Source organism: Streptomyces xanthochromogenes (genome assembly GCF_014650455.1).
GTDB lineage: Bacteria > Actinomycetota > Actinomycetes > Streptomycetales > Streptomycetaceae > Streptomyces > Streptomyces xanthochromogenes.
The window spans coordinates 429,121-452,276 of record NZ_BMUZ01000004.1; the positions used below are offsets into that span (position 1 = coordinate 429,121).

A 23,156-nucleotide genomic window follows, 5' to 3' on the forward strand; every position below is an offset into this window, starting at 1 on the left:
GGCCGAGGTCGGCCGGCTAGAAGCGATAGCGGTAGGACGCCACGCGGGAGCGGGCCTCCTGTTCCGTCAGGCCCAGGGCCTGGCCCACCGATTCCCAGGGCACCTCATCGGCTCGGGTGTGGAAGGCAGCCACGGTGCCGACCCGGCCGGTGAGGCGCTCCAGCGCGGCGACGACGCGCAGCGCGGCGAGCGGTGCGTCGTCGGCGAGGGAACTCAGGCGCATGTCCAACCTGGCCACCAGATCGTCGAGTTCGGCCGGTACGGGCACCGTCCGGGCCTCGACGTGCCGGATGTGGTCCTTCCAGTCGTCGTACGGGCCGGGGATCTCGGTGTCGTACGGTCGCTCGTCGTCCACCTGGGACCAGTCGATCCGGTGGAGGCCGGTGCCGCGCCAGCCGCAGGTGCAGACGCCCCGCACCTGCGTGGCGAGCGGCGCGCCCAGTGTGCCGTCGTAGATCCACCAGTCGCTCGTCGTGCCGCCGAAGGGGCCGCTGTCGGCACCGAGGGGCATCGGCTCGGGCTCACTGCCGTCGTCCAGGACCGCGGCCGCCCGCCCCGCGTGCGATGCGCCGAACTCGTCGCTCTCCCACTCCATGGCACTCCTCCCCAGGGTGCTCACGGCCGCACCGCGGCCACCCCACCGAGAATGCCCGAACGACCCGGCCGACAACCGACGAACGAACGAACCGGACACCGGAGGACAGAGGTACCCTTCCCGCCTCCCACCGTCCAACTCCGCTACTACGTCGGCCAGTTGTCCGGAGCAGCGCACGAGTCCGCTTCCGGCGCGGATTCCGCCCCCGCGCCCCTCGCCCGGGGACTCCAAAGCGAGTTCACTCCTCGTCGAGGAAATCGGCGACCAGAGCGGCGAACTCGGCCGGGGTCATGAGGGGGATGCCGAGCTCTTCGGCCTTGGCGCGCTTCGAGCCCGCCTTCTCGCCGGCGACGACGAGCGCGGTGCGCTTGGAGACGCTGGAGGAGGACTTGCCTCCGGCCCGCTCGACGAGCTCGTTCACCTGGTTGCGGGACAGCTTCTCCAGGCTGCCCGTCATCGCCCCGGTGACCACCACCGTCCGGCCGGCCAGCGGTCCCCCGACGTCGGACGGCGCCGGCTCCTCGCCCCCGGCCGGAGGCGGGGTCGCGCCGGGCTCGGTCATGTTGACGCCCGCGACCGTCAACTTGTCGATCAGCGGGGCGAGTTCGGCCAGTTCCTCCACGATCACCGGGGCCTTGCCCGTACCGATGCCCTCGACCTGTTCGATCGCGGCCGCGTCGGCCGCGCGCAGACGGTCCATCGTGGCGAAGTGGCGGGCGATCCGGCGGGACATGGAACGCCCGGTCCCCCGCACTCCGAGCGCGGCCAGCACCCGGGCCAGCGGCTGGCGCTTGGCGGCGTCGATCGCGGCAAGGAGGTTGTCGGTGCTGGTCTCGCCCATGCGGTCCAGGCTCAGGAGCTGCTCACGGGTCAGGGTGAACAGATCGGCCACGTCACCGGCCAGCCCGGCGTCCACGAGCTGGACGACGCGCGTCGTCCCCAGGCCCTCGATGTCGAGCTGGTCGCGGCCGACGGCGTAGGAGATGGAGGCGACCACCCGGCAGTCGCGGCCCCGCACGCAGCGCCAGCGCTGCTCACTGGTGTCGATCTCGGAGCCGCACTGCGGACACACCTCGGGGAAGACGATCGGCTGCTCGGCGCCGGTCCGCAGATGGGCGACCGGTGCCTCGATACGGGGGATGACGTCGCCCGCCTTGTAGACCATCACGTGGTCGCCGATGCGCAGGTCGCGGCGCGTGATGTCGGCCGGATTGTGCAGGGTGGCATAGGTGACGGTGGACCCGTCGATCCGGACCGGTTCGAGCACGGCACGCGGCGCGATGATGCCGGTGCGGCCCACGTTCCACTCCACCGACACCAGTGTGGTCACCTTCTCCACGGCGGGCAGCTTGAACGCGATGGCCCAACGCGGGGCGCGGGTGCCGGATCCGGCGTCCCGCTGGTCGGCGGCGCTGTCGGCCTTGATGACGACTCCGTCGATGCCGAAGGGCAGCTCCGCCCGCAGCCCGGCGATCTCCGCCACACGCTCCAGGACCTCGGCCACACCGGACGCGGTGCGCGGCGGAACCGCCGTGTCCGCCGCCGTGTGGACCCCGAGCCCCGCCACCCGGTCGAGCACCTCGCTGTGCGTCGACTCGCCCAGGGCGTCGGCCAGTTCGGCCGCGGTGTCCGGCAAGGGCAGCGCCCCGTAGCAGAAGAAGGTCATCTCGACGGTGTACGGGCGGTCCTTGGCCCGCAGCGACCCGGCAGCGCCGTTGCGGGGGTTCACGAACGGCGCGCCGCCATGGGCGGTCCGCACCGTGTTGGCCCGCTCGAACTGGTCGGTCGTCATGAGGACTTCGCCGCGCACTTCGAGCGTCGCGGGTTCGCCGAGCTTCTCGGGCAGGCCGACGATCGTGCCGATGGCGTGCGAGACGTCCTCGCCGGCTCTGCCGTCGCCCCGGGTGATCAGCCGGGCGAGCCGTCCGTCGACATAGCGGGCGGCGACGGCCAGGCCGTCGAGCTTCGGCTCCACGCTCCAGCCGGCGACCGGCCGCCCGATGCGGCGCTCCACCGAGGCGGCCCACGTCGTGAACTCCTCCGGCGAGAACACGTTGTCCAACGACAGCATCGCCACGGTGTGCGGCACGTCGCCCTGCGCCGCGCCCCCCGCCACCTTGCCGCTCGGCGAGCCCGGCAGCACCCGCTCGGGATGCTCCGCCTCGTAGGCGGTGATCGCCCGCGCCAGGCGGTCGTACGCCTCGTCGTCCAACGCGCTCTCGCCCGTGGCGTAGTAGGCCGCCGCGGCCTTGACCGCGGTCTCCACCGCCTCGGCATAGGCGGTGTCATCAGCAAGAAGTGCAGCGGGTGTCGTCATGTCGAACATCTTGCCGGTGGCCACTGACAACGCCCCGCAAGCCACCCGTCCGCCCGGCGCGGGCCGGTGTCCGGCCCGGTGACCCGCGCCCGCCGCCCCCGCTTCGGCTACGCCTCGCCGCGTGCCATGCGGATCAGCCGGTCCAGGACCTTGCCGCCGCTCACCCGCAGGCCGTCGTGCTCCCACTCGTCGGTGACCCAGGTCCGCAGCCCGCGTACCGCGTCCGCGGTGGCCAGGGAGTCGGCGGTGTCCACGTACATGTCGTCGTGGTAGACGGCGGCCACCACCGGCACCTCGTTGGCCGCGAGCACGTCGGGGGCGTACAGATCGGGCCAGTCCGTGCGCCGGGCGAGGAGATCGGCCGTCTCGCGCAGCGGTCGCAGCGCCGGGTCGGTCTCGAACATCCACGGGTAGATCATCTCGCCGGTGAGCTGGACGGGGGCGCCGTTCGCCAGGGCCTTGGCCGCGTCGAAACCGGGGAACTCCGCACGCACCCGCTCGGCGGCCCAGCCGGTCGGCCCGGGGTCCACCGACCGCTGTCCGTAGACGGACTCGTGCAGTACGGCGTAGAGCGGGCCTTCGGCGAAGGAGAGCTTCGACTGCACCCCGGCCAGGAACGTGTCGGACAGCTCGCGCCCGGCACTTCCCCGGACCCAGGCGTCCTCCAGGAGGTAGTGCAGCAGGTCCGAACCGCTGCCACTGCCCAGCATCAGGCCGAGTGCCTGGAAGGCCTCGACGGTGAGCCGGCCGCCGTCGGGCAGTTCGGCGGGCGCCACCAGCAGGTGCTCGGCGATGCGCCGGACGGCCTCGACGTCCCGCGGGTAGCGCGCGTAGTGAGCGGCGTTCTTGCGCGCCACCCGCGGATAGGCCGCCCGGTAGACGTCGGCCGCGCTGCTGCGCAGCCCCGCGAGACCGCCGGTGATCATCGCCTCGCGCAGCCCTTCGGGGGCCAGCGAGAGGTACGTCAAGGTGCAGAACCCGCCGAAGCTCTGCCCGAGCAGGCTCCACCGGCCCTGCGCGCCGAGCAGTGCGTGCCGGATCAGCTCGGCGTCGCGGACGATCGAGTCGGCCCGGAAGTGGGCGAGGTGATCGGCCTGGGCGGCGGCGTCGCCGCGCAGGGGCAGGGTCTGGCGGGTGGCGGGGGTCGACCGGCCGGTGCCGCGCTGGTCGAGGAGCAGCACCCGGTAGTCGTCCAGGGCACGGTCGAGCCAGGTGTCCCGGCCCACCGGGCGGCCCGCCCGCCCGCCGGGTCCGCCCTGGAGGTAGAGCAGCCAGGGGAGTTCAGCACGCTCCTTGCCGGCCGCGACCACCTCACGGGCGTACACCTCGATCTGCTCGCCGCCGGGGACGGCGTGATCCAGCGGAACCTGGAAGAGGTGGTCGGTCATTACGACGCCCGGCTGTCGGATCACGACGGACATGGGACTCCTCGGTCGGTACGGGTGCGACGGGTAGGCGCACCCAACGGTGCTCGGTGGAGCGGCTGCGGGTCCATGATCTCGCAGGGCCCGCACGGCCCGGGCCCCGCAGGGCGGCTCACCGTCCCGGCCGCCGGTGGTGTACGAAGTCCTACGTGAACGATCCCATCCAGGCCGCCACCGTCCGCGTGTTCATGGCGCTGGCCCCGCCCGACGACGCCAAGGACGAGCTCGCGCGGGCGCTGCGGTCCGCGTACGAGACGTATCCGGGGCTGCGCTGGAACCGCATCGAGGACTGGCACATCACCCTGGCGTTCCTGGGCGAACTGCCGGTCGCGTCCGTCCCGGGGCTGAGGCGGCCGCTCGGCGAACTCGCGGCGGGCCGTCCGCCGCTCCAGCTCTCCCTGCGCGGCGCGGGCCACTTCGACGAGCGGGTGCTGTGGAGCGGGATCGAGGGGGACCTCGACGGGCTGCACGGACTCACCGCCGAAGTCCGTGCCGCGGTCAGGGAGTGCGGGATCGCCTTCGAGGAGCGGCCACTGCGCCCCCATCTGACCCTGGCCAGGGCCCGGCGCGAGGATCCGTCCGGCGTGATGAGGGTGGCGGCCGGGCTCGCCGCGTTCGCCGGCCGGACGTGGCCGGCCGAGCGTCTGCACCTGGTCGGCAGCAACATCGGCCGGGGCCCGGGGCCGATCCACTACCGCGACATCGCTTCGTGGGAGTTCGGCGACGGGCACCCGGCCTCCGCCTGAGCGATCTGCCCGGGTGCGGCACACCCAGGCAGACCGGCCCCGCGCGGCCGTAGCCTGGGGCGCATGAGCGACAACGGCCTGGGGGAGTTCCTGCGCGCACGCCGGGCGGGCGTGCGGCCCGAGGACATCGGGATGGCGACTTACGGCCTCCGCCGGGTCAGCGGGCTGCGCCGCGAGGAGGTCGCCGTCCTGGCGGGTGTGAACGCGGACTATTACACCCGCCTGGAACAGGGCCGGGAGCGCAACCCCTCACCGCAGGTGCTCGACGCCCTGAGCCGTGCGCTGCGCCTCGATCCGGACTCCCGGGCGCACCTGTTCCGGCTGACGGGGGCCGTTCCCGGCCACCTCGTGGGCCACACTCCGCGGGCGGTCGGTGCGGCGCTGCGCCTGCTGATCGACGGCTGTCCGAACACCCCGGCGTTCGTGGTCGACCGGGCCCTCGACCTGCTCGCCACCAACGCCCTGGCCGATGCCCTGTACGCCCCCTTCGAGCCCGCGGACAACCTGGCGCGGATGGCCTTCCTCGACCCCGCGGCCCGGCATTTCCACACCCGGTGGGAGTGGACCGCCCAGGCGATCGTGGCCAACCTGCGCGAGGCGACGGGCTTTGAACCGGACCACCCCCGGCTGCGTGCACTGGTCTGCGAACTCGGCGAAGGGAGCGCGGAGTTCGACCGGCTCTGGAAGACCCACGCGGTGCGCGGCAAGACCCACGACGCCAAGGAGTTCTGCCACCCGGAGGTGGGCGCCCTGAGCCTGACCTATCACGCCTTCGACGTGCGCGCGGCACCCGGCCGGCAACTGATCGTCTACCACGCGGAACCCGGCTCCCCCTCGGCCCACGCGCTGAGCCTGCTCGGCTCGATGCACGCCACCCCACACCGGTCCGCACCCCGCCCGGGCGGTTAGCGCGGGCGCCGCGAACAGGCGGCGGTCAATCGGTTGCGGGCCTGAGCAGATCGTCGACCAGGGTGTCCACGAGACCTCGGGGAAGGCTCGAACCAGTCAGGGCGCAGTACACGATCGGGCCGACGAGCGCGTCCATCGTGGCGTCGGCGCCGAGACGCGGCGCCACCTCCCCCGCCTCGATCGCCCGCGTGAGCATCTCGCGCTCCCGGGCGCGACGCGGGCCGAGGTAGCGCTTGTGGAAGCTCGTGGCCGTGTCGGCGTCGTGCTGCGCCTCGGCGATGAGGGCGAGCAGCACCTTCCCCGCCGGGTCACGGGTGACGAAGCGGGCGAAGCCGCGCAGATAGCGGCGGATGTTCGCCGCGGTGGGCTTCTCCGCCGGAACCGGAATCCGCTTGTCGCTGTCCTCGATGAGGGTGTCGAGAAGGATCTCCACCTTCGAGGGCCACCAGCGGTAGATCGTCTGCTTGGCGACCCCGGCCCGGCGTGCGATGGCCTCGACGGTGAGCGAGCCGAAGCCGTGCTCGACGAGAAGATCGTCCGCGGCGTGCAGCACGGCCAGGCGTGCGGACTCGTCGCGCCGATTGCCGGAGTGGGGCCTGCGGGATGGGGAACTGGCGGCGGGCATACGCGCACGATACCCGCCCGCACCCGGCGCGGACCGCCCGGCCGCGATGCCGAGACGCCCTGTCCACCCACTCCGGCCGGACATCCCGTCCATCCACTTCCCCCGGTGGTCCCGTCCAGGTGACAACTGGGTTCTGTCTGGACGCATTGTCCAGACACTACGTCTCGTCTAAGCTCCTCCGGGTCCGGCCCGTCACCCTGAAGGAGCGCACATGTCCGTCTCACCCACCCGCCGAGCCCTCGTCATCGGCGCGTCCCGGGGCCTGGGGCTCGTCCTCGCCGGTGAACTCGCCGCACGGGGCTGGGGCGTTGTGGCCACGGCCCGCCGGGACGGTGGCGCACTGCGGGCGGCCGCCGACGCCTGCGGGGGACGGCTGGAGGTCGAACTACTGGAGATGACGAGCGCCGGGGAACTGGCCGCACTGCGCGAGCGCCTGACCGGCCACCGGCTCGACCTGCTCTTCGTCAACGCCGCGATCGACCGGGGCGACCTCCCCATCGACGAGGTCCCGACCGAGGTGTTCACCGAGGTGATGGTCACCAACGCCCTGAGCCCGCTGCGCGCACTGGAGGCGCTCCGCGTTCTCGTGGCTCCCGGTGGGACGGTCGCGGTCATGTCCTCCGAGCAGGGCAGCGTCTCACTGAACACCGAGGGCGGTTACGAGCTCTACAAGGCCAGCAAGGCCGCGCTCAACCAGCTGATGCGCAGTTACGCCACCCGCCACGGCGACGACGGGCACACCAAGCTCCTCATCGACCCCGGTCACAACCGGACCCGGCTGGGCGGGCCCGACGCGCCCCTCGACCCCCGGGAGAGCATCCCGGCCGTCGTCGACGTCCTGGAGGCCCGGGCGGGCGATCCCGGCCTCCAGTTCCTGGACCGTCATGGCGACCGGGTTCCCTGGTAGGAGGCGCGGGCACACGCATCGGATCGTTTGCTGTGGCCCCTTCATGGCCACGAGACCGGCACCACCTCGTTCAGCGGCTTCGACGAACCCCTGGCCATTCGGCCGCCGGCCGCGGCCGACGCGGCCGACGCGGCCGACGTGCTGGACGCGGCCGACGTGGTGGACGGGGCCGGACTGTCCTGACCCGTGCTCAGCGGGCCCCGAGCAGGTGGTCAAGCGCGAGCTGGTCGAGGTGCTCGAAGGCCATGCCCCGCTCTCCCGCCGCCTCGACGTCGAAGTCCTCGAAGGCGGCGCGGTCGGCGAGCAGTGCGGCCAGGCCGTCCTCGGCGGTGGGCCGGGCGAGGTCGTCCAGACGGGCCGCCCGCAGCGCCTCGCGCACCTCGGGGTCGGCGCGGAAGGCGGCCGAACGCTCCTTCAGGATCAGGTAGTTGCGCATGTTTCCGGCCGCCGACGCCCAGACGCCGTCCATGTCCTCGGTGCGCGGCGGCTTGAAGTCGAAGTGGCGGGGGCCCGTGTAGTCGGAGGTTTCGAGCAGGTCCACGAGCCAGAAGGCGTCGCGCAGATTCCCCGAACCGAAGCGCAGGTCCTGGTCGTACTTGATGCCGGACTGGCCGTTGAGGTCGATGTGGAAGAGCTTGCCCGCCCACAGGGCCTGCGCGATGCCGTGGGTGAAGTTGAGCCCGGCCATCTGCTCGTGCCCGGTCTCGGGATTCACCCCGACCAGGTCGGGACGTTCGAGCCGCTCGATGAAGGCGAGGGCGTGGCCGACCGTGGGCAGCAGGATGTCACCACGCGGCTCGTTGGGCTTGGGCTCGACGGCGAAGCGCAGGTCGTAGCCCTGTTCGGTGACGTACTGGCCCAAGAGGTCGAAGGCCTCCTTCATCCGGTCCAGTGCGACGCGCACGTCCTTGGCTGCGCCGGACTCGGCCCCCTCGCGCCCGCCCCAGGCGACGTAGGTGCGGGCGCCGAGATCGACGGCCAGGTCGATGTTGCGCAGGGTCTTGCGCAGGGCGTACCGCCGGATGTCACGGTCGTTGGCCGTGAACGCGCCGTCCTTGAAGACCGGGTGCGTGAAGAGGTTCGTGGTGGCCATGGGCGCGACGAGGCCGGTGGCGTCGAGCACCTGCCGGAACCGCTTGACGTGCGCGTCCCGCTCGGTGTCCGAGGCGCCGAAGGGGATCAGGTCGTCGTCGTGGAAGGTCACGCCGTACGCGCCCAGGTCGGCGAGCCGACCGACCGACTCGACCGGGTCGAGGGCGCCCCGGGTCGCGTCCCCGAACGGGTCGCGCCCCTGCCAGCCCACGGTCCACAGCCCGAAGGAGAACTTGTCCTCGGGGGTCGGGGTGAAGCGTTCCGTCATCCTCGTCGCCACCTTGTCGCGGCCCGACCAGAGCGGGCGCATGGTCATTTGTTTTCTGACTTACCAAATACTGCATGACAGTCGGTGCTTCCGTAACCCCGCCCGTTCGTCTAATTTGGCACGCCAGTATCTGTTGTCCGCTCGCCGTTTTGTTCCCTTCATCGTCAAATGCCTCACGGCCCCAGCCCGGCCCCGCAGGGCCCATCAGCCCGCAAGAAAGGTGCCCGGATGCCGCACAGCCCGGTCGTCATCGGCGTGGACAGCTCCACCCAGTCCACCAAGGCCCTGTTCGCCGACGCCGTCACCGGCAGGACGCTGGCCGTCGGCCGCTCCCCGCACCGCGTCGACGGTTCGGGCGGCGCCCGGGAGAGCGACCCGGAGCAGTGGTGGCACGCCCTGCGGGAGGCCGTCGCGGCCGGGCTCAAGGAGTCGGGGGCGCCGGCGTCCGCGGTCCTCGGCCTTGCGGTGGCCGGGCAGCAGCACGGCCTGGTCGTCCTCGGCAGGGACCGGCGACCGCTGCGGCCCGCCCTGCTGTGGAACGACACCCGCTCGGCACCCCAGGCAGCCGCCCTCACCGCGGCACTGGGCGGACCGGCCGCCTGGACCACCCGCACCGGGTCCGTTCCGGTCGCCGCGGTGACGGCCGCAAAGTGGCGGTGGCTGCGCGAGAACGACCCGTCGGCGGCCGAGCGCTGCACCGCGGTACGACTGCCCCACGACTTCCTCACCGAACGGCTGACCGGCGTCGCGGTCACCGACCCCGGCGACGCCTCCGGCACCGGCTGGTACTCCACCGCCACCGGCGCGTACGACCCGGAGATCCTTCAACTCCTCGACCTCGCACCGGAGTTGCTGCCCACGGTGGCGCCGACCGGCGGCACCCGGGTGGGCAGTCTCACGACGGAGGCCGCCGAGGCGCTCGGGCTGCCCCCGACGGTCGCCGTGGCCGCCGGAACCGGTGACAACATGAGCGCGGCCGTCGGCCTCGGACTCGGCGGCGCCGGGCTCCTTGACCATCCCGTACTGAGCCTCGGCACCTCGGGCACCGTGTTCGCGGCGACCCGCACCAGGCCGGACAACCCGGCCCTCAACGGCTTCGCCTCGGCGGACGGACACCACCTCCCGCTCGCCTGCACCCTGAACTGCACGCTCGCGGTCGACCGGATCGCCACCCTGCTCGGCCTCGACCGCGACGACGCGGCACCCGGTGGCGAGGCCGTACTCCTCCCCTATCTCGACGGCGAGCGCACCCCCGATCTCCCGTCCGCCTCCGGACTGCTCACCGGCCTCCGCCACACCACCACACCCCGGCAACTCCTGGGCGCCGCCTACGAAGGCGCCGTCTTCACCGTTCTGCGCGCGCTGGACGAAGTGCTGGACGCATGCGCCCTCGACCCCGCCTCCCCCACCACCGCCTCCCGGCCGCTGCGCCTCATCGGGGGCGGCGCCCAGGGGCGCACCTGGGTGGAGACCGTAGGGCGCCTCTCCGGACGGCCCCTCGTCCTGCCGACGGGAACGGAACTGGTCGCCCTCGGCGCCGCCGCACTCGCCGCGTCGGCCGCCTCCGGCGACGATCCGGTGGCACTCGCCCAGGAGTGGGGCGCCGGCCGGGGCACCGAACTGCCGCCGGTGGAGCGCGACTTGGCGGCCTGGGAACGCATCGGATCGGTGCTCGACCGGGCGTTCCGGGTCTGACGGTGCCGGGCGAGGGCATCCCGAGCCGACACGGCACGCGGCCCCGGACGGGCCGGCGCCGTGGACCCGGCCGGGGGCCGATGGGGCCTTCCCGTACGACAGTTCGGCAGGTTGTCCGAAACTCGCACCATTACAGAACGTCACACAGGTGAGTTTCCCCGTTCGTTGGGGCATGAGGATTACCAGGGGGATTGCGGTTCGGCCCCGCTTCGCGGCCCGCCAAGTGGTCACGGAGAGTGAAAAGTTCCGGATGTCGGGGGCGGCATCCAGGCTCCAGGAAACAAGAGACGGGCAGGCGCGACGTGAGCGCTGACGAACTGGCCTTCTGGCTGCGGACCCGCACCGTTGGCACGACCATCATCATCGAGCTGCACGGCGAGCTGGACATGCTGGCCCATCGCGAACTCGGGCCCCGCGTCCATGCGTTGGTCCGCGCGGCCGCCACCGACGTGGTGGTGGATCTGCGCGCGGTCACCTTCCTGGACGCCGGGGGCATCCGGCTGCTGCTGGCGATACGCGAGCACGTGGCGTACCGGGGCGGTGCCCTGCGGCTGATCCGCGGGACGCCCCGGGTGTCCCACATCTTGCGGATCGTCCGCCTGGACGGCTCCTTCACCATCATCGACGCGCTCCCCCGGGCGTCGACGGAAGGCGTCGAGCAGCCGCACCGGACCCCCTGAACCGGGCGCCGCCCGATCCGCTAGCGGTTCTGCAGGGCCGCCACCAGACCGGTGACCAGGTTCGCGCGCCCGGTCATGCTGTCGACCATCAGATACTCGTGGTCGGCGTGGGCACCGCCCCCGACCGCGCCGAGTCCGTCGAGCGTCGCCACGCCGAGCGCCGCCGTGAAGTTGCCGTCGCTGCCGCCGCCGACCGCCACACCCTCGATCCCGGGCGCCAACTCCCTTGCCAGCGCGAAGAGTTCGACCGACGCCTCCTCGGGCATCGGCGGGCGGCCCACCGCCCCCTCGACCGTGATCCCGGCTCCGTCGAGATGCGGGGACAGCGCCGCGAAGGCGGCCTCGATGCGGGTCTTCTCCTCGGCCGACTCGACGCGTACGTCCACGACGACGGTCGCACGGGCGGGCACGACGTTGTCGAGGGTGCCGGCCGCCGCGACGGTCGGGGTGACCGTGGTGCCGATCTCCGGGCGGCCGAGCGCCGCGATGTCCAGGACCTGGTGGGCCGCTTCGACCAGGGCGTTGACCCCGGCCGCGGGTTCGAGCCCGGCGTGCGAGGCGCGGCCGTTGATGGAGACCTGGAACGTGCCGCAGCCCTTGCGTGCGGTCTTCAGGCCGCCCCCGTCGGCCGCACCCTCGAACACGAGCACCGCGCCGCAGGCCAGGGCCCGTTCCTCGATCAGGGCCCGCGAGGAGTGGGAGCCCACCTCCTCGTCCGCGGTCACCAGGATCTCCACGCCGGACCGGTCCTCAAGGGCCGCGAGGCCGTGCACGGCCTGCACCAGACCGCCCAGCATGTCGAAGACCCCGGGGCCGGTGGCCCGCCCGTTCTCGACCTTGAACGGCCGTTGGGCCAGGGTGCCCAGCGGGAACACGGTGTCGTGGTGGCCGAGGATCAGCACCTTCGGATCGCCGCCCCCCGACCACTGGACGTGCGGCCCGGCCGCGCTCTCGACGAGGACGGCACGCCCGCCGAGCCGGTTCTCGATGACGGCGGCGACGGTCTCGGCCGATGCCGCGAGGGCCTCGCGGTCGCGCGACGGCGACTCGACCTCGACGAGTGTCCTGAGGTCCTCGATCATCGCGTCCACGCCCACCGGGACGGCCTTGTGCATCGTCATGCGGTCAGGTTAGTAGGTGCCCCCGCGCCGCCTGCTTCGCAGGTGTCCTTCCGCAACCCTCTGGGCAGGGCCCGGCGTGAGCACGTGCCCCACGCGTGGCACCGGGCACCGGCAGTGACCCATCTGGCCGAGCGGCCCGCCCCGGCGGCGCTCGCTGCGAGGAGCATGGTGGTCGGGCGGAGTCGCCGACGGCCGGAAAGCCGTGCTCGGCATGCCGATGGCGCCGCTCATGGGGTACCCGCCCACTGAACCCCCACAACGGCGACGACCGGTAAGCGAAGGTGAGTGAAGTGACCGCACCCGAGGACGGAACCACACCCGACGAGCAGGTCGGGCCGGACGGCGGGACCACGCTGATCGGCGTCCGGTCCCCCAGCGATGTCGACCTGGCGCTCAAGTACCTGACCAACCGGTCCGACGCGCCGGCCCAGTTCGCCCTGGGCGTGGCCGCGGCCTACCGCTGGGCCATGGGCCGCGCGGACCGGGCGCCGGTCACGGGGACGTCCGCCCGCCGGCCGCCGCCGGACCTGCGGCTGCTCACCGCCGAGGTGGACGCGGCGGTCGTGCAGTTGGAGGACCCCACCACCCAGGCGGGCGCCAGGGATTTCACGCGCGGGGTGCACGACGCCCTGACGTGGGTGTGCGGCTACAGCGAGACCAGGGTCTGAGGCCTGCTCGGCGCGTCAGCGTCGTCGCTCAGGACGCGTCGGTCCGTGAGAAGACGTGCTCGTCCAGGATCAGACCGATCGCGACGGCGACCGGGATGGCGACCAGGGCCCCCACGATGCCGAGCAGCGCGCCGCCGAACAACACGCCCACCACCGTCACCAGGGGGTGGACGTCCACGGCGAACTTCATCACGCGCGGCACGATCAGGTAGTCCTCGGCGATCCGGAACGCGACGTAGAAACCCGCCGTCGCCAGGGCCACCGGGAAGGACACCGACAGCGCCACCAGGCTCACGACGAGGCCGCCGATGGTGGTGCCCACGATGGGGATCAGGTCCATCAGCGCGATGAACACGCCGAGAGCCGCGGGATAGGGGACACCGGTGACCACGCACCAGATGAAGGTGGCGAGCCCCGCGATCACCGAGGTGAGTACGTTGCCGAGCATGTAGCGGCCCACGCGGATCAGGATCTCGTCGGTGACGTCCCGGGCGTGCGGGCGTTTGCGGGCCGCGACGAAGCGCAGGAAGAAGCGCTTCAGGGACGGCAGGAACGCCATCACGTAGATCGTCACGACGATGACGACGGCGGCCGAGGTCACCGCTCCGACCACCACCCGGCCGGCGCCGAGCAGACCCCCCGCGAGGCCCGCCGCGCCCCCGTTGGAGAACTGGTCCTTGGCCTTCTGCAGGACGTGGTAGCGGTCCTCGAACCTGCCGAGCGCCGAGTCGTGGTTCTGCAGCTGCTTCAGCCAGTCGGGCACCGCCTTGACGAGCGCGTCGACCTCGTCCGTGACCGGGGGCACGACCAGCGCGAGGAACCCGGCGAAGAGCGCGAGCAGCACGACGAGGACCACGAGAACGGCCCAGCCCCGGGGCAGGCGGTGCCGGGTGAGCCAGGCCACGACGGGTTCGAGCGCGAGCGCGATGAACACGGCGAGGAGCAGCAGCGTGAGGAGGCTGCCGACCTCCAGGACGGTCTGCACGGTCAGCCACGCGAGGGTCGCCCCGAGGCCGAGGCCGAAGCCGCTGGAGAGCCATGACCTGCCGAAGACGACTCTGGTTCCGCGGGATCGTCCGCCGGTTGCCGCAGGTGCCAAGGAGGGCGCTTCGGCGGGCTCGTGCTCACCGTCGCGCTCAGGCGGCGGCGCTGTCATCACGGCCTCCGGTCCGGACCGGCGCGGGTGAGGCGCAGGCGTACGACGGGTCCATCTGCCAGTACCTCTCTTCGAGACCGGGACGGGGTCCCGGTGCGCCACCACCCCGGGTGGCGACCGCCCCGCGCGGTCGTACGACGACGGGCGCCGGAGCCGGTCTCTTCCAGCTCCGACCCTAGCCAGGTATCCCCCCGTCGGCCTTGTATGCCGGTTCCCCGGGCGGCCATCCGGATGACGGGCACAGGACGGGCCGGGCGCCGGGCGATGAGCGGCCGGTGAACGGCTGGCTCGTGGCGGCGACGGTGCTCCTGGCCGTGGGGTTCGGGCCCGTGGTGTGGGGCGTGGCCACCGGCCCGCTCGAACGACGGGTGGTCGCCCAGAACTTCGGTACGTCCGTGGTGTGCCTGGTGCTGCTGCTGCTCTCGCAGGGGTACGCCCGCCCGTCCTACGTGGATCTCGCCCTGGTGCTCGCCGTGCTCGGTCCGGCCGGCACGCTGGTCTACGCACGGCTGCTCGCCGAGGACCTCGATGATGACCCGCCGCACGCCCATGCGCTGACGGTGGTGGCCGCTTCGGCCGCCGTGGTGGTCGTGGTGGCGATGTGCCTGGCCACCGGAGCGGGGCGTGCGACGGTGAAGCTCGTCCTGATCGGCGCCCTGCTCGTCGCCGGCAACGTGATCGCCTCCCGGGCTCTGTCGGGCGGCTTCCCCAAGGGAGCGGCGGCGAGCCGTGACTGATGCCCTCACCCTGCTCTCGCTGCTGCTCGTCGCCGCCTCGGCGACCGCCGCCGTCGTGGTGCGCGACCCGTCCCGCCAGGCCTTGGTGCTCGCGGTGCTCGGCCTTGCCCTCGCGGTGCTCTTCACCGTCCTCCAGGCCCCCGACGTGGGCCTCTCCCAGCTCGCGGTGGGCTCGGCCCTGACGCCGCTGTTGATCCTGCTGTCCGTGCGCAAAGTACGGCGCCGGGGGCAGCCCGAGGACGGTGAGCGATGAGCCGGCGGCTGCGCATGTGGGTCCTCGCCACGGGCGGGCTCGGGGTGGCCGTCCTGCTCGTCGCCGCCGCTGTGCGGCTGCCGCGCTTCGGCGGCGGTCAACACCCCTACGGCGAGCGGGCGGTGGCGGCCTCTCTCTCACGGCACACCGCCCACGTCATCTCGTCGGTCAACTTCGATCTGCGGGCCTTCGACACCCTGGGCGAGGAGAGCATCCTGTTCGGCGCGGTGCTCGGCACCGTCGTCCTGCTGCGCCAGACCCGCGACGAGCGCGCGGTGCCGCCCGCCCCGGCCAGGATCCTTCCCGCGCTACGCCGCTACGCGCGGATCATGCTGCCGCTCGCCCTGCTCTGCGGCCTGTACGTGATCGCGCACGGCCAGCTCAGCCCCGGCGGCGGGTTCCAGGGCGGGGTGGTCGTGGCGACCGCCCCGCACCTGCTGTACATCGGTGCGGACTACCGCGCCCTGGAGCACATCAGGCCGGTCGGCCTGTACGAGGTCGGGGACGCGGTGGGCGAGGCGGCCTATGCCGTGCTCGGGATCGCCGGGCTGCTCGGCGGCTCCGCGTTCCTCGCCAACCTCCTGCCGCTCGGCACCTTCAACACGCTCGCCTCGGGCGGGACGGTGCCGCTGCTCAACGCGGCGGTCGGCATGGAGGTCACCTGCGCGGTGGTCGTGCTGCTCGCCCGCTTCCTCGACCAGGCCGTCGAGATCGAGCAGGGGCCGGCACGCGAGAAAGGGAAACGATCGTGAGCGGGGGCGTGGGCCGGCCGTGATGAACGCAGTTCCGTATCTGGTCGCCGGATACATCTTCCTGATCGGCTGCTACGGCCTGGCGACGAGCCGTCATCTGGTGCACGCGGTCGGCTGTTTGACGGTGTGTCAGTCCTCCACCTATGTGCTGCTGCTCGCGGTGGGGTACCGGGACGGCGGCACCGCTCCGGTCTTCTCCGATGTGCGGCCGGGTGCGCGGCCGCTGGTGGACCCGGTCGTCCAGGCCCTGGCGCTCACCGACGTCGTGGTGGGCACCACGTCACCGCGCTGCTGCTCGCCCTGGTGATACAGGTCGCCAAGCGGCACGGCACGGTCAACCCCGACGAACTCTCCGAGCTGCGCGGATGAACCAACTGCTCCCCCTGGCCGTGGCCCTGCCCCTGCTGGGCGCCGCCGCCCTCGTGGCGGCCGGGCGGCGACTGCCCCGCATCGTGGCGGAATCGGTGGGCTGCGCGGTGGCGGCGGCCACGGCCGGGCTCACGATCGCACTGCTGCTGGACTCCTCGCCGGACGCCGTCGCAGGGGTCGGCGGCTGGCACCCCGTGGGCGGCGAGGGCGTGGGCATCGAACTGGTCGGGGACGGCCCCGGCACGGGCCTGGCCGCACTGGTCTCCGTCCTGGTCGTCGCCGTCCTGGTCTATTCCTGGCGCTACTTCGACGAACCGCCGCACCGGCACGCGGGGTCCTTCCCCGCGCTCGTGCTGCTCTTCCAGGCGGGCATGTGCGGTTTCGCTCTCACCGGCGACCTCTTCAACGCCTTCGTGTTCTTCGAGTTGATGAGCGTGGTGGCTTACGCCCTGACCGGCTACCGCGTGGAGGAGAAGAAAGCGGTCCAGGGCGCTCTCACCTTCGGAGTGCTCAACTCCCTCGGCGCGTACGCCACGTTGACCGGAATCGTGCTGCTCTACGCGCGCACCGGCGAGCTCAACATGCGCCGGATCGGGCAGCAGCTCGACGCCCACGGCGGGCCCGACGCCCTGGTGCTCGCCGCCTTCGCCCTCGTACTGACCGGCCTCCTGGTCAAGGCGGCGGCCCTGCCCTTCCACTTCTGGCTGCCGGACGCCCACGCGGTGGCCCCGACCCCGGTGTGCATGCTGCTCTCCGGAGTCATGGTCGAGCTCGGCCTGTACGGGGCTTGGCGGGTGTACGCCACGGTGTTCGCCGGGCCGGGCGGGGTGCCCGCCCCCGACGCCGGACGGGCCTTCGTCGTGCTCGGCACCCTGGGCGCCCTGGTCGGCGCGCTGATGTGCTGGCAGCAGCGCCACATCAAACGCCTCCTGGCGTACTCGACGGTCGCGCACACCGGTCTCTTCCTGGCCGGACTCGGCCTGATGGAGCCCGGGTCGACCGGTGGCGTGGCGCTCTACGTCCTCGGCCACGCGGGTGCGAAGGCCGCCCTGTTCGCCTGCACCGGCATCCTGCTCGACCGGTACGCCAGCGTGGACGAGCACGAACTGCACGGGCGGGCAAAGGAGTTGCGGGTCGTGGGCATCCTGTTCGTGACGGGCGCCCCGGCCCTGGCGGGGCTGCCGCCCTTCGGCACGGGGCTCGGCAAGTCGGTCACCGAGGAGGCGGGCGGAACCGGCTTCAGCGTCCTGTTCGTGGCCGTCTCCGCGGTCACCGCGGGCGCGGTGCTACGGGTCGCCGCCCGGGTGTTCTTCGGGCTCGGACCACGCCCCGCCGACGGCCCGGGGCAGGAGACGGACGGCGGGGGCGAGGAGCCCGAGACCGCGGGCCCGCTCGGCCGGGTACCGGTCACGATGATCGCGGTGCCGGCCTTCCTGCTGGCCGGATCGCTCACCACGGGCCTGGTGCCGGGCCTGGCGCGGGCGGTGGGCCGGGTTTTCGGCGCCGAGCCGCAGCACGCCCCGCACTGGACGCTCACCGGTCTGCTTCTGGGCGTGGCCTCGGCGGCCCTCGGCGCGGGACTCGCCGGGGCGGCGATCCAGAGTCCGCCGGGACGCGAGCCGCACGCATGGATGCAGCCGCTGCGCCGACTGCACTCGGGGCACATCGGCGACTACGTCGCCTGGCTCCTGGTGGGCACGGCCCTGCTCGGCGGTCTCGCCCTGCCGGGCGTCCTGTTCGGCTGACCTCGCGGGCGCACGCGTCGCGGCGGCTCCCGTCGGGTACGAGGAGCCGCCGCGGTACTGCCGGGCATCGAAGTTCACATGGGGTCGATGCCCGTGCTGTCCCCCTGCGACCTGCTCTGCTCCTGGAGGCGGCGGGCCTTGTCCTGCAGGCGCCGGCGCTCCGCCGGGTCCGAGGCACGCTCTGCGGCCTGCTCCAGCTGATCCGCCTTCTCGCGCATCTGCTGGGCACGGGCACGGAACTCGTCTGCGACGCTCATGATCACTCCTGGACATCAGGGGGTTTACGGATACCCCCAGGGAAACAGCGCCCCGACGCCGCCGCATCCCGAACCGTCACGCACAGTAAGCGATCCCTCGATGTGCTCGATGTGCGGGGCCGGAAGCCGGAAGTCGTGGAGATCTCGGTGTCAGGCCGGGCACCGAGGGGGTAGGCGCTTTCCATGACCAGTTTCGCTGCTTCGCAGACACTCGCCGCGTCCTCCACGACCTGGCTGTTCACCGGCGTGGGCGTCATCATCGTCGCCGTGCTGATCGCGGCTTTCTGGTTCGGGAGCCGACGCACGCAGAACAAGCCGATGCCTCCCCAGGAGCCGCAGCCGGGCTCGGATTCCTGGCAGCCGCCCGAGGCCTCGCAGGGCCAGGAGCCCACGGACCCGGAGCACCGCGCCTAGCCGTCGTGGCTCACCCGCCCGGACGCCCTGATGTCGCCTTCCGTGACGGGCCGCAGTGAACTGACACACGGGCCGAGGCCCGCTCCCGTGCGGCGCCCCGCACCACCGCGCCAGGTTCGTGGAGACCCCGGGCAGGCCGGGGTCACAAGGCGAGGAGACACGTCATGCCGGCAGGTTCAAGTCCCAAGCGGGAACGCCAGTACGAGCACATCAAGGAGAGCGCCGAGGAGCGTGGGGCCTCCGCCGAGCGCGCGAAGGAGATCGCCGCGCGGACCGTGAACAAGGAGCGGGCACGTTCGGGCGAGTCGAAGACGGCGAGCAGGACGTCGACGCGGGACAGGAAGTCGGCGTACCAGCGCGGCGGCGAGCACTCGCACAGCGGCGCTCGGGGCCCGACGAAGGACCAGCTCTACGAAGAGGCCAAGAAGCGCAACATCGAGGGCCGCTCGTCGATGAACAAGCAGCAGCTGCGCAAGGCCCTCGGCCGCTGACCCCGGCTCAGCCTCCCGCCGTCTGCGAGCGGGCGGCCCGGCCGGTCAGGTCGGCGAGCCGGAGCGGACGGGCCGGCGGGTCGGGCAGGAGCAGGCGCCGGTCGGCGCGGCCGGTGGGGGTGACGTGGAGCAGTTCGCCGGGTTCCATCAGCCGCCAGTCGGGGTGCTCGTCCATGCGCTCGCTGGCGACGACCGTCGCCGGGATGTCGGCGAGGTCTCCGGAGTGGATCCGCATCCGGCCGCCCGTGCCACTGTGGTCGAGGTGCCGCGTTCCGTGCGGGCCGCCCGCCTCGCGTTCCAGTACGTACAGCTCGTGCGTGTCGGGGTAGCGCAGGGCCCACAGCTCGTCCGGGGTGGTCAGGACGAAGTTGAGCGCGTACAGCGGTAGTCGGGACGCGATCCAGCGGGTGGCGCGCTCAATGCCGGCCCCGAGGTCCCCGCCCGCGTCCCGGGTCTCCCGTGTGATCAGCGCGAAGACGCGCTCGGAGTCCGTCTCCCCCCGCACCAGCGACAGGTCCGGCCCCAAGTGGGCTTCCAGCGCTGCCAGTTCCTCGACGACCCCGTTGTGCGCGAACAGTCGTCCCGCCTGCTCGAAGGGGTGGGTGTTGGGCGCGGTGAGCCCGCCGGTCGAGGCGAGGCGGATGTGCGCGACGAAGGTGCCCGACGAGACCTCGCGGGCCTCCCGGGCGAACTCACGGTCCCGGTAGGCGGCGTCCGGCGCCTTGCGCACCTGGGGCGTGCCATCGGGGTCGAAGTAGCCCAGACCCGTACCGTCCGGATCGCGGTGGCTCTGCTTCGCGAGGCTGTCGGGGGCGTCCAGCAGCCAGAAGGTGGCGTGGCTGCGGCGCGGCGCGCTGCTCAGTCCGAACAGTCGGCACATCGAAGGCCACCTCCACGATCGCTACCGGGTCCGGCCCCCGCTCCGGCATCGTGCCGCGCCGACGGGGGGAGCGCAACGCGCGGGGCCGCCCTTCGTCCGGGCCCTCCCCGCCTCCCTTGCCCCTCAGGGATTCCTAGCCCTTGCCGTTGAGGGTGAAGGCCGCGCCGTCGGGGTCACTGATGCGGGCCCAGGGCCCCGTGGACGAGATGCCTTCGGCCAGGACGGTTCCGCCCTGCGCGCGCGCCCTTTCCGCGTGGGCGTGCGGATCGTCGACGGCGAAGTGGGTGTGCCAGTGCGGCCGCAGGTTGGGGTCGGGGGCGGCTTCCACGGCGCCCGACGTCAGCCTGGCGACGATCTGGCCCCCGTGCCGCAGGACGACCTCGTCGTGCTCGTACTGCACGTCGCAGCAGCCGGGCCGCCCGGAGACCCAGTCGAGGACCTCGCCGTAGAAGATCGCCGCGTCGAACGCGTCCCGGGTGTGCAGCCGGGTCCAGGCGGGAGCCGTGTCGCGCCAGCTCTCCCAGTTCGAGACGAGCGGCCCCTGCCAGATCCCGAAGACGGCCCCGTCCCGGTCGGCGGCCAGGGCGCCCCGGCCCGTATACACCGCGACCGGGCCGACCGCGACCGTGGCACCCCGCTCGCGGATGCGGGACGCGGTGACATCGGCGTCCTCGACCGCGAAGTAGGGGGTCCAGGCGACGGCGACCTGGAACGCCGAAGCCAGCGCCGAGATGCCGGCGACCGGCCTTCCGTCCGCCAGCGCGACCCGGAATTCGTCGCCGAGCTTGACGGGCCCGAAGGACCAGCCCATCACCTCGCCGTAGAAGTCGAGCGCGGCGTCCAGGTCACGGGCCATCAGGCTCACCCAGCACGGGGCGCCGAACACCGGTGCCCCGGAGCCGAGTCGGGCGGTGGAGTCAGTTGATGGGGGCGTCACTGAAGCCCTCGCTTCCCAGAAGTTCCGGCAGGCCGGTCACCGGGCCGGCGCACCGGTCACAGACACCTCCACTATCGCGCGCCGGAGCTCCCGCTGCCCGCCGACCCCGCCACCACCGGCGTTTCGGGCCACTCCCCCGGGGCTCCGGGGCCTCGTGTTGCGGATGCGGCCGTACGGGTCATGCTGGATGAATCCGCGCTGTACCCGACCGGCTACTTTTAGTAGCCCTCGCGTGGCTGCGGACGTGGGAGTGGCCGGCGAGCCGCTCCCGCCGACAAGGGAGTCGCAGTGTTCACCATCGACAGTCCCCGCCAGTACACCCTCGGCCTCGACGCGACGCCGGCCCGCATACCCCAGGTCCGCCGCATCGTCGCCGCACATCTTCGGCACTGGCGGCTGGAGAGCATCATCCAGCCCGTCAGCCTCGGCGTGACCGAGTTGCTCACCAATGTCCACCGCCACACCCAGGGCGACCACGACTGCGTCCTGGAACTGCGCTGGGCCCGGGGACAGCTCACCGCGTCCGTGGCCGACGGCGACCCCCGGCTGCCCCGGCTGCAGGGCCCCCGGCCGTTCGCCGAGCGCGGCCGCGGACTCGCCCTGATCGCCCACCTCAGCGACAGCTGGGGCACCCAGAACACACCCGGTGGCAAGGTCGTGTGGTTCACGCTCACCGCCCAGCCGCAGGAGCTGCGCCCCCTGCGTCCGCTGCCCCCGCGCCCCGTGCTCACCGCCGCGGCGAGCGTTCCCGGCCTGCCGCGGTTCGACACCCGGCCGCACCCCCGGGCCGAGCGGGCCGAGCTCGCCGACGTGCGGTGCCTCAGCGACGTCTGATGCACCGGGCCCCCCGGCGCCCGGCCCCTCGGGGCCCGGTGCGACGGCCCGGGTGCGCCCCGGACATCGCGTACGGATGGCCCGCAGCGGGTACGCACATCCTGTGATCACCCTTGGGGTCGAAGAAGAGTATCTGCTGGTGGACCCGGACTCGGGTCTCCCCGTACCGCTGTCCGACGAGGTGCGTACGGCCGCCGGTCTCGAACCCATGGTGCAGGAGCGCGAGGTACAGCCCGAGCTGCTCCTGGCCCAGGTCGAGGTCGCGACGCCGGTCTGCTCGACCCTCGACGAGGTGGGCGGTCACCTGTTGCGTCTGCGGCACGCGGTCGGAGCCGCGGCGGAGCAGCACGGCTGCCGGCTCGCGACGACCGCGGCCGCCCCGCTGACCGGTTCCGCCCCCACCGAGGTGACCCACGAGCCGCGCTACCAGGATCTGCGGGCCCGCGCCGCGCAGTTGGTGGAGGAACAGTTCATCAACGGGATGCACGTACACGTCGGGATGCCGGACCGGGAGGTCGCCGTGTCCGTCCTGAACCGGATCCGGGTGTGGCTGCCGACACTGCTCGCCATGTCGGCCAACTCCCCGTTCTGGCAGGGCCGGGACACCGGCTTCGCGAGCTGGCGTACCCCGGTCTTCAGCCGCTGGCCGGTCTGCGGCCCCCCGCCCCGGTTCGACGACCTGGAAGACTACGAGCGGCGCACCCGGGCCCTGGTCGAGTCCAAAGTCATCCTGGACACCGGCCAGCTGTACTGGCAGGCGCGGCTCTCCGAGCGCTACCCGACCCTCGAACTGCGGTGTCTTGACGTGCAGTTGAGGGCGGACGACGCGGTGATGCTCGCGGGCGTCGTACGCGCCCTCGCCGCCACCGCCCTGCGCGCGCACAAGGCGGGCGAGCCCGAGCCGCAGTGCGCGCCGGAGCTGCTGCAGGCCGCGGTCTGGCATGCCGCCCGGCACGGTCTGGGCGGCACCCTGATCGACTCGGCGGGCCGGCCGCGCCCCGCCGGTGACACGCTGTGCCAGCTCACCCAGCACGTCGCACAGGACCTGGCGGAATCCGGCGACGAGCGCGAGGTCGGTTCGCTCATCCACCGCCTGCTGCGCCAGGGCAACGGCGCCGACCGTCAGCGCGAGGCGCTGGCCGATGGCGGCTTCCCGTCCGTGATCGACCTCATCACGTCCGAGGCCACCGCCCCGTGAGCGAGGGCTCGGGCGGGTCCGGACAAGGGCGGCGCCGGCGGCTGATGGTCCCAACCCGTCCGGCGCCTTCATTCCTTCGTACGCAA

Annotated in this window: 25 protein-coding genes and 1 pseudogene; 16 read left to right on the plus strand and 10 right to left on the minus strand. The window is 72.6% G+C overall.

Going from position 1 to position 23,156, the window contains the following annotated elements:
• Positions 1-16 precede the first annotated feature (16 nt).
• The 3 genes from IE267_RS12900 to IE267_RS12910 all read right to left on the minus strand — a co-directional run bounded on the left by IE267_RS12900 (position 17) and on the right by IE267_RS12910 (position 4,333).
• Positions 17-595, minus strand: coding sequence for a hypothetical protein (locus IE267_RS12900; protein ID WP_161254246.1), 579 nt, complete (start codon positions 593-595; stop codon positions 17-19).
• 238 nt (positions 596-833) lie between these two features.
• Positions 834-2,921: an NAD-dependent DNA ligase LigA gene (gene ligA, locus IE267_RS12905; RefSeq protein WP_189763478.1), complete on the minus strand. Its 2,088-nt coding sequence runs from the start codon at positions 2,919-2,921 to the stop codon at positions 834-836.
• 98 nt (positions 2,922-3,019) lie between these two features.
• Positions 3,020-4,333, minus strand: coding sequence for an alpha/beta fold hydrolase (locus IE267_RS12910; RefSeq protein ID WP_167162113.1), 1,314 nt, complete (start codon positions 4,331-4,333; stop codon positions 3,020-3,022).
• Between the two features lie 191 nt (positions 4,334-4,524).
• On the opposite strand from IE267_RS12910, the gene thpR reads away from it, so the two are divergent.
• Together thpR and IE267_RS12920 are read left to right on the plus strand one after the other, a co-directional pair.
• Positions 4,525-5,082, plus strand: coding sequence for an RNA 2',3'-cyclic phosphodiesterase (gene thpR, locus IE267_RS12915; protein WP_189763479.1), 558 nt, complete (start codon positions 4,525-4,527; stop codon positions 5,080-5,082).
• A gap of 63 nt (positions 5,083-5,145) precedes the next feature.
• A complete protein-coding gene (locus IE267_RS12920) occupies positions 5,146-5,991 on the plus strand; it encodes a helix-turn-helix domain-containing protein (protein WP_189763277.1) in 846 nt (281 codons plus the stop codon).
• Between the two features lie 25 nt (positions 5,992-6,016).
• On the opposite strand, the gene IE267_RS12925 is transcribed toward IE267_RS12920, so the two are convergent.
• The gene (locus IE267_RS12925; RefSeq protein ID WP_189763278.1) at positions 6,017-6,616 is read right to left on the minus strand and encodes a TetR/AcrR family transcriptional regulator; all 600 of its coding nucleotides are present in this window, start codon (positions 6,614-6,616) and stop codon (positions 6,017-6,019) included.
• Between the two features lie 211 nt (positions 6,617-6,827).
• Between IE267_RS12925 and IE267_RS12930 the strand changes: the two genes are divergently transcribed.
• Positions 6,828-7,523: an SDR family NAD(P)-dependent oxidoreductase gene (locus IE267_RS12930; protein WP_189763279.1), complete on the plus strand. Its 696-nt coding sequence runs from the start codon at positions 6,828-6,830 to the stop codon at positions 7,521-7,523.
• A gap of 27 nt (positions 7,524-7,550) precedes the next feature.
• Positions 7,551-7,706 carry a hypothetical protein gene (locus tag IE267_RS12935; RefSeq protein WP_189763280.1) on the plus strand — a complete coding sequence of 52 codons (156 nt, stop codon included), beginning with the start codon at positions 7,551-7,553 and terminating at the stop codon, positions 7,704-7,706.
• 7 nt (positions 7,707-7,713) lie between these two features.
• Here the strand turns inward: IE267_RS12935 and xylA are convergent, their stop codons facing one another.
• Positions 7,714-8,883 carry a xylose isomerase gene (gene xylA, locus IE267_RS12940; protein ID WP_189763281.1) on the minus strand — a complete coding sequence of 390 codons (1,170 nt, stop codon included), beginning with the start codon at positions 8,881-8,883 and terminating at the stop codon, positions 7,714-7,716.
• A 228-nt stretch (positions 8,884-9,111) separates the two neighbouring features.
• Between xylA and xylB the strand changes: the two genes are divergently transcribed.
• Entirely contained in the window at positions 9,112-10,578 is a 1,467-nt protein-coding gene (gene xylB / locus IE267_RS12945) for a xylulokinase (protein WP_189763282.1), read from the plus strand.
• 302 nt (positions 10,579-10,880) lie between these two features.
• Positions 10,881-11,258: an STAS domain-containing protein gene (locus IE267_RS12950; RefSeq protein WP_167162125.1), complete on the plus strand. Its 378-nt coding sequence runs from the start codon at positions 10,881-10,883 to the stop codon at positions 11,256-11,258.
• Positions 11,259-11,278: 20 nt separating this feature from the next.
• Here IE267_RS12950 and IE267_RS12955 read toward each other — a convergent pair whose 3' ends face one another.
• On the minus strand, positions 11,279-12,379 hold the full coding sequence (locus IE267_RS12955; protein WP_189763283.1) for a M20 family metallopeptidase: 1,101 nt from the start codon (positions 12,377-12,379) through the stop codon (positions 11,279-11,281).
• 290 nt (positions 12,380-12,669) lie between these two features.
• On the opposite strand from IE267_RS12955, the gene IE267_RS12960 reads away from it, so the two are divergent.
• Positions 12,670-13,047: a hypothetical protein gene (locus tag IE267_RS12960; protein ID WP_229861079.1), complete on the plus strand. Its 378-nt coding sequence runs from the start codon at positions 12,670-12,672 to the stop codon at positions 13,045-13,047.
• Between the two features lie 28 nt (positions 13,048-13,075).
• On the opposite strand, the gene IE267_RS12965 is transcribed toward IE267_RS12960, so the two are convergent.
• On the minus strand, positions 13,076-14,203 hold the full coding sequence (locus IE267_RS12965) for an AI-2E family transporter (RefSeq protein ID WP_189763284.1): 1,128 nt from the start codon (positions 14,201-14,203) through the stop codon (positions 13,076-13,078).
• A gap of 275 nt (positions 14,204-14,478) precedes the next feature.
• On the opposite strand from IE267_RS12965, the gene IE267_RS12970 reads away from it, so the two are divergent.
• The 5 genes and pseudogenes from IE267_RS12970 (at position 14,479) to IE267_RS12990 (ending at position 18,059) form a co-directional block, all read left to right on the plus strand.
• Entirely contained in the window at positions 14,479-14,940 is a 462-nt protein-coding gene (locus IE267_RS12970; RefSeq protein WP_189763285.1) for an MrpF/PhaF family protein, read from the plus strand.
• A complete protein-coding gene (locus IE267_RS12975) occupies positions 14,933-15,193 on the plus strand; it encodes a Na(+)/H(+) antiporter subunit B (RefSeq protein ID WP_189763286.1) in 261 nt (86 codons plus the stop codon). Before IE267_RS12970 ends, IE267_RS12975 begins: the two co-directional genes overlap by 8 nt.
• A complete protein-coding gene (locus IE267_RS12980) occupies positions 15,190-15,945 on the plus strand; it encodes an MnhB domain-containing protein (RefSeq protein ID WP_189763287.1) in 756 nt (251 codons plus the stop codon). The genes IE267_RS12975 and IE267_RS12980 overlap by 4 nt, the downstream gene beginning before the upstream one ends.
• 22 nt (positions 15,946-15,967) lie before the next feature.
• Positions 15,968-16,314 (plus strand): annotated as a pseudogene (locus tag IE267_RS12985) (NADH-quinone oxidoreductase subunit K).
• Entirely contained in the window at positions 16,311-18,059 is a 1,749-nt protein-coding gene (locus IE267_RS12990; RefSeq protein WP_189763288.1) for a complex I subunit 5 family protein, read from the plus strand. Before IE267_RS12985 ends, IE267_RS12990 begins: the two are co-directional and overlap by 4 nt.
• Positions 18,060-18,133: 74 nt before the next feature.
• On the opposite strand, the gene IE267_RS12995 is transcribed toward IE267_RS12990, so the two are convergent.
• Entirely contained in the window at positions 18,134-18,316 is a 183-nt protein-coding gene (locus IE267_RS12995) for a DUF6381 family protein (protein ID WP_161257387.1), read from the minus strand.
• 183 nt (positions 18,317-18,499) lie between these two features.
• Here IE267_RS12995 and IE267_RS13000 point away from each other — a divergent pair, with 183 nt between their 5' ends.
• On the plus strand, positions 18,500-18,730 hold the full coding sequence (locus tag IE267_RS13000; protein ID WP_161257384.1) for a DUF6479 family protein: 231 nt from the start codon (positions 18,500-18,502) through the stop codon (positions 18,728-18,730).
• Positions 18,731-18,894: 164 nt separating this feature from the next.
• Complete coding sequence (locus tag IE267_RS13005) at positions 18,895-19,221, plus strand: plasmid stabilization protein (protein WP_167162143.1); 327 nt, start codon at positions 18,895-18,897, stop codon at positions 19,219-19,221.
• Between the two features lie 7 nt (positions 19,222-19,228).
• Here the strand turns inward: IE267_RS13005 and IE267_RS13010 are convergent, their stop codons facing one another.
• Positions 19,229-20,101, minus strand: a complete 873-nt coding sequence (locus IE267_RS13010; RefSeq protein ID WP_189763289.1) for a class II glutamine amidotransferase — start codon at positions 20,099-20,101, stop codon at positions 19,229-19,231.
• Positions 20,102-20,234: 133 nt separating this feature from the next.
• Positions 20,235-20,957, minus strand: coding sequence for a VOC family protein (locus IE267_RS13015; protein ID WP_189763290.1), 723 nt, complete (start codon positions 20,955-20,957; stop codon positions 20,235-20,237).
• A gap of 369 nt (positions 20,958-21,326) precedes the next feature.
• Here IE267_RS13015 and IE267_RS13020 point away from each other — a divergent pair, with 369 nt between their 5' ends.
• Both IE267_RS13020 and IE267_RS13025 read left to right on the plus strand, forming a co-directional pair.
• Positions 21,327-21,872, plus strand: coding sequence for an ATP-binding protein (locus IE267_RS13020; RefSeq protein ID WP_229861083.1), 546 nt, complete (start codon positions 21,327-21,329; stop codon positions 21,870-21,872).
• A gap of 103 nt (positions 21,873-21,975) precedes the next feature.
• Positions 21,976-23,070: a carboxylate-amine ligase gene (locus IE267_RS13025; RefSeq protein WP_189763291.1), complete on the plus strand. Its 1,095-nt coding sequence runs from the start codon at positions 21,976-21,978 to the stop codon at positions 23,068-23,070.
• Positions 23,071-23,156 lie beyond the last annotated feature (86 nt).

Bases quoted from the DNA above. Each gene is read 5' to 3' on its own strand.
- IE267_RS12900 (WP_161254246.1), bottom strand. From the start codon at position 595: ATGGAGTGGGAGAGCGACGAGTTCGGCGCATCGCACGCGGGGCGGGCG.
- ligA (WP_189763478.1), bottom strand. From the start codon at position 2,921: ATGTTCGACATGACGACACCCGCTGCACTTCTTGCTGATGACACCGCC.
- IE267_RS12910 (WP_167162113.1), bottom strand. From the start codon at position 4,333: ATGTCCGTCGTGATCCGACAGCCGGGCGTCGTAATGACCGACCACCTC.
- thpR (WP_189763479.1), top strand. From the start codon at position 4,525: ATGGCGCTGGCCCCGCCCGACGACGCCAAGGACGAGCTCGCGCGGGCG.
- IE267_RS12920 (WP_189763277.1), top strand. From the start codon at position 5,146: ATGAGCGACAACGGCCTGGGGGAGTTCCTGCGCGCACGCCGGGCGGGC.
- IE267_RS12925 (WP_189763278.1), bottom strand. From the start codon at position 6,616: ATGCCCGCCGCCAGTTCCCCATCCCGCAGGCCCCACTCCGGCAATCGG.
- IE267_RS12930 (WP_189763279.1), top strand. From the start codon at position 6,828: ATGTCCGTCTCACCCACCCGCCGAGCCCTCGTCATCGGCGCGTCCCGG.
- xylA (WP_189763281.1), bottom strand. From the start codon at position 8,883: ATGACGGAACGCTTCACCCCGACCCCCGAGGACAAGTTCTCCTTCGGG.
- xylB (WP_189763282.1), top strand. From the start codon at position 9,112: ATGCCGCACAGCCCGGTCGTCATCGGCGTGGACAGCTCCACCCAGTCC.
- IE267_RS12955 (WP_189763283.1), bottom strand. From the start codon at position 12,379: ATGACGATGCACAAGGCCGTCCCGGTGGGCGTGGACGCGATGATCGAG.
- IE267_RS12965 (WP_189763284.1), bottom strand. From the start codon at position 14,203: ATGACAGCGCCGCCGCCTGAGCGCGACGGTGAGCACGAGCCCGCCGAA.
- IE267_RS12980 (WP_189763287.1), top strand. From the start codon at position 15,190: ATGAGCCGGCGGCTGCGCATGTGGGTCCTCGCCACGGGCGGGCTCGGG.
- IE267_RS12990 (WP_189763288.1), top strand. From the start codon at position 16,311: ATGAACCAACTGCTCCCCCTGGCCGTGGCCCTGCCCCTGCTGGGCGCC.
- IE267_RS12995 (WP_161257387.1), bottom strand. From the start codon at position 18,316: ATGAGCGTCGCAGACGAGTTCCGTGCCCGTGCCCAGCAGATGCGCGAG.
- IE267_RS13000 (WP_161257384.1), top strand. From the start codon at position 18,500: ATGACCAGTTTCGCTGCTTCGCAGACACTCGCCGCGTCCTCCACGACC.
- IE267_RS13005 (WP_167162143.1), top strand. From the start codon at position 18,895: ATGCCGGCAGGTTCAAGTCCCAAGCGGGAACGCCAGTACGAGCACATC.
- IE267_RS13010 (WP_189763289.1), bottom strand. From the start codon at position 20,101: ATGTGCCGACTGTTCGGACTGAGCAGCGCGCCGCGCCGCAGCCACGCC.
- IE267_RS13015 (WP_189763290.1), bottom strand. From the start codon at position 20,957: ATGGCCCGTGACCTGGACGCCGCGCTCGACTTCTACGGCGAGGTGATG.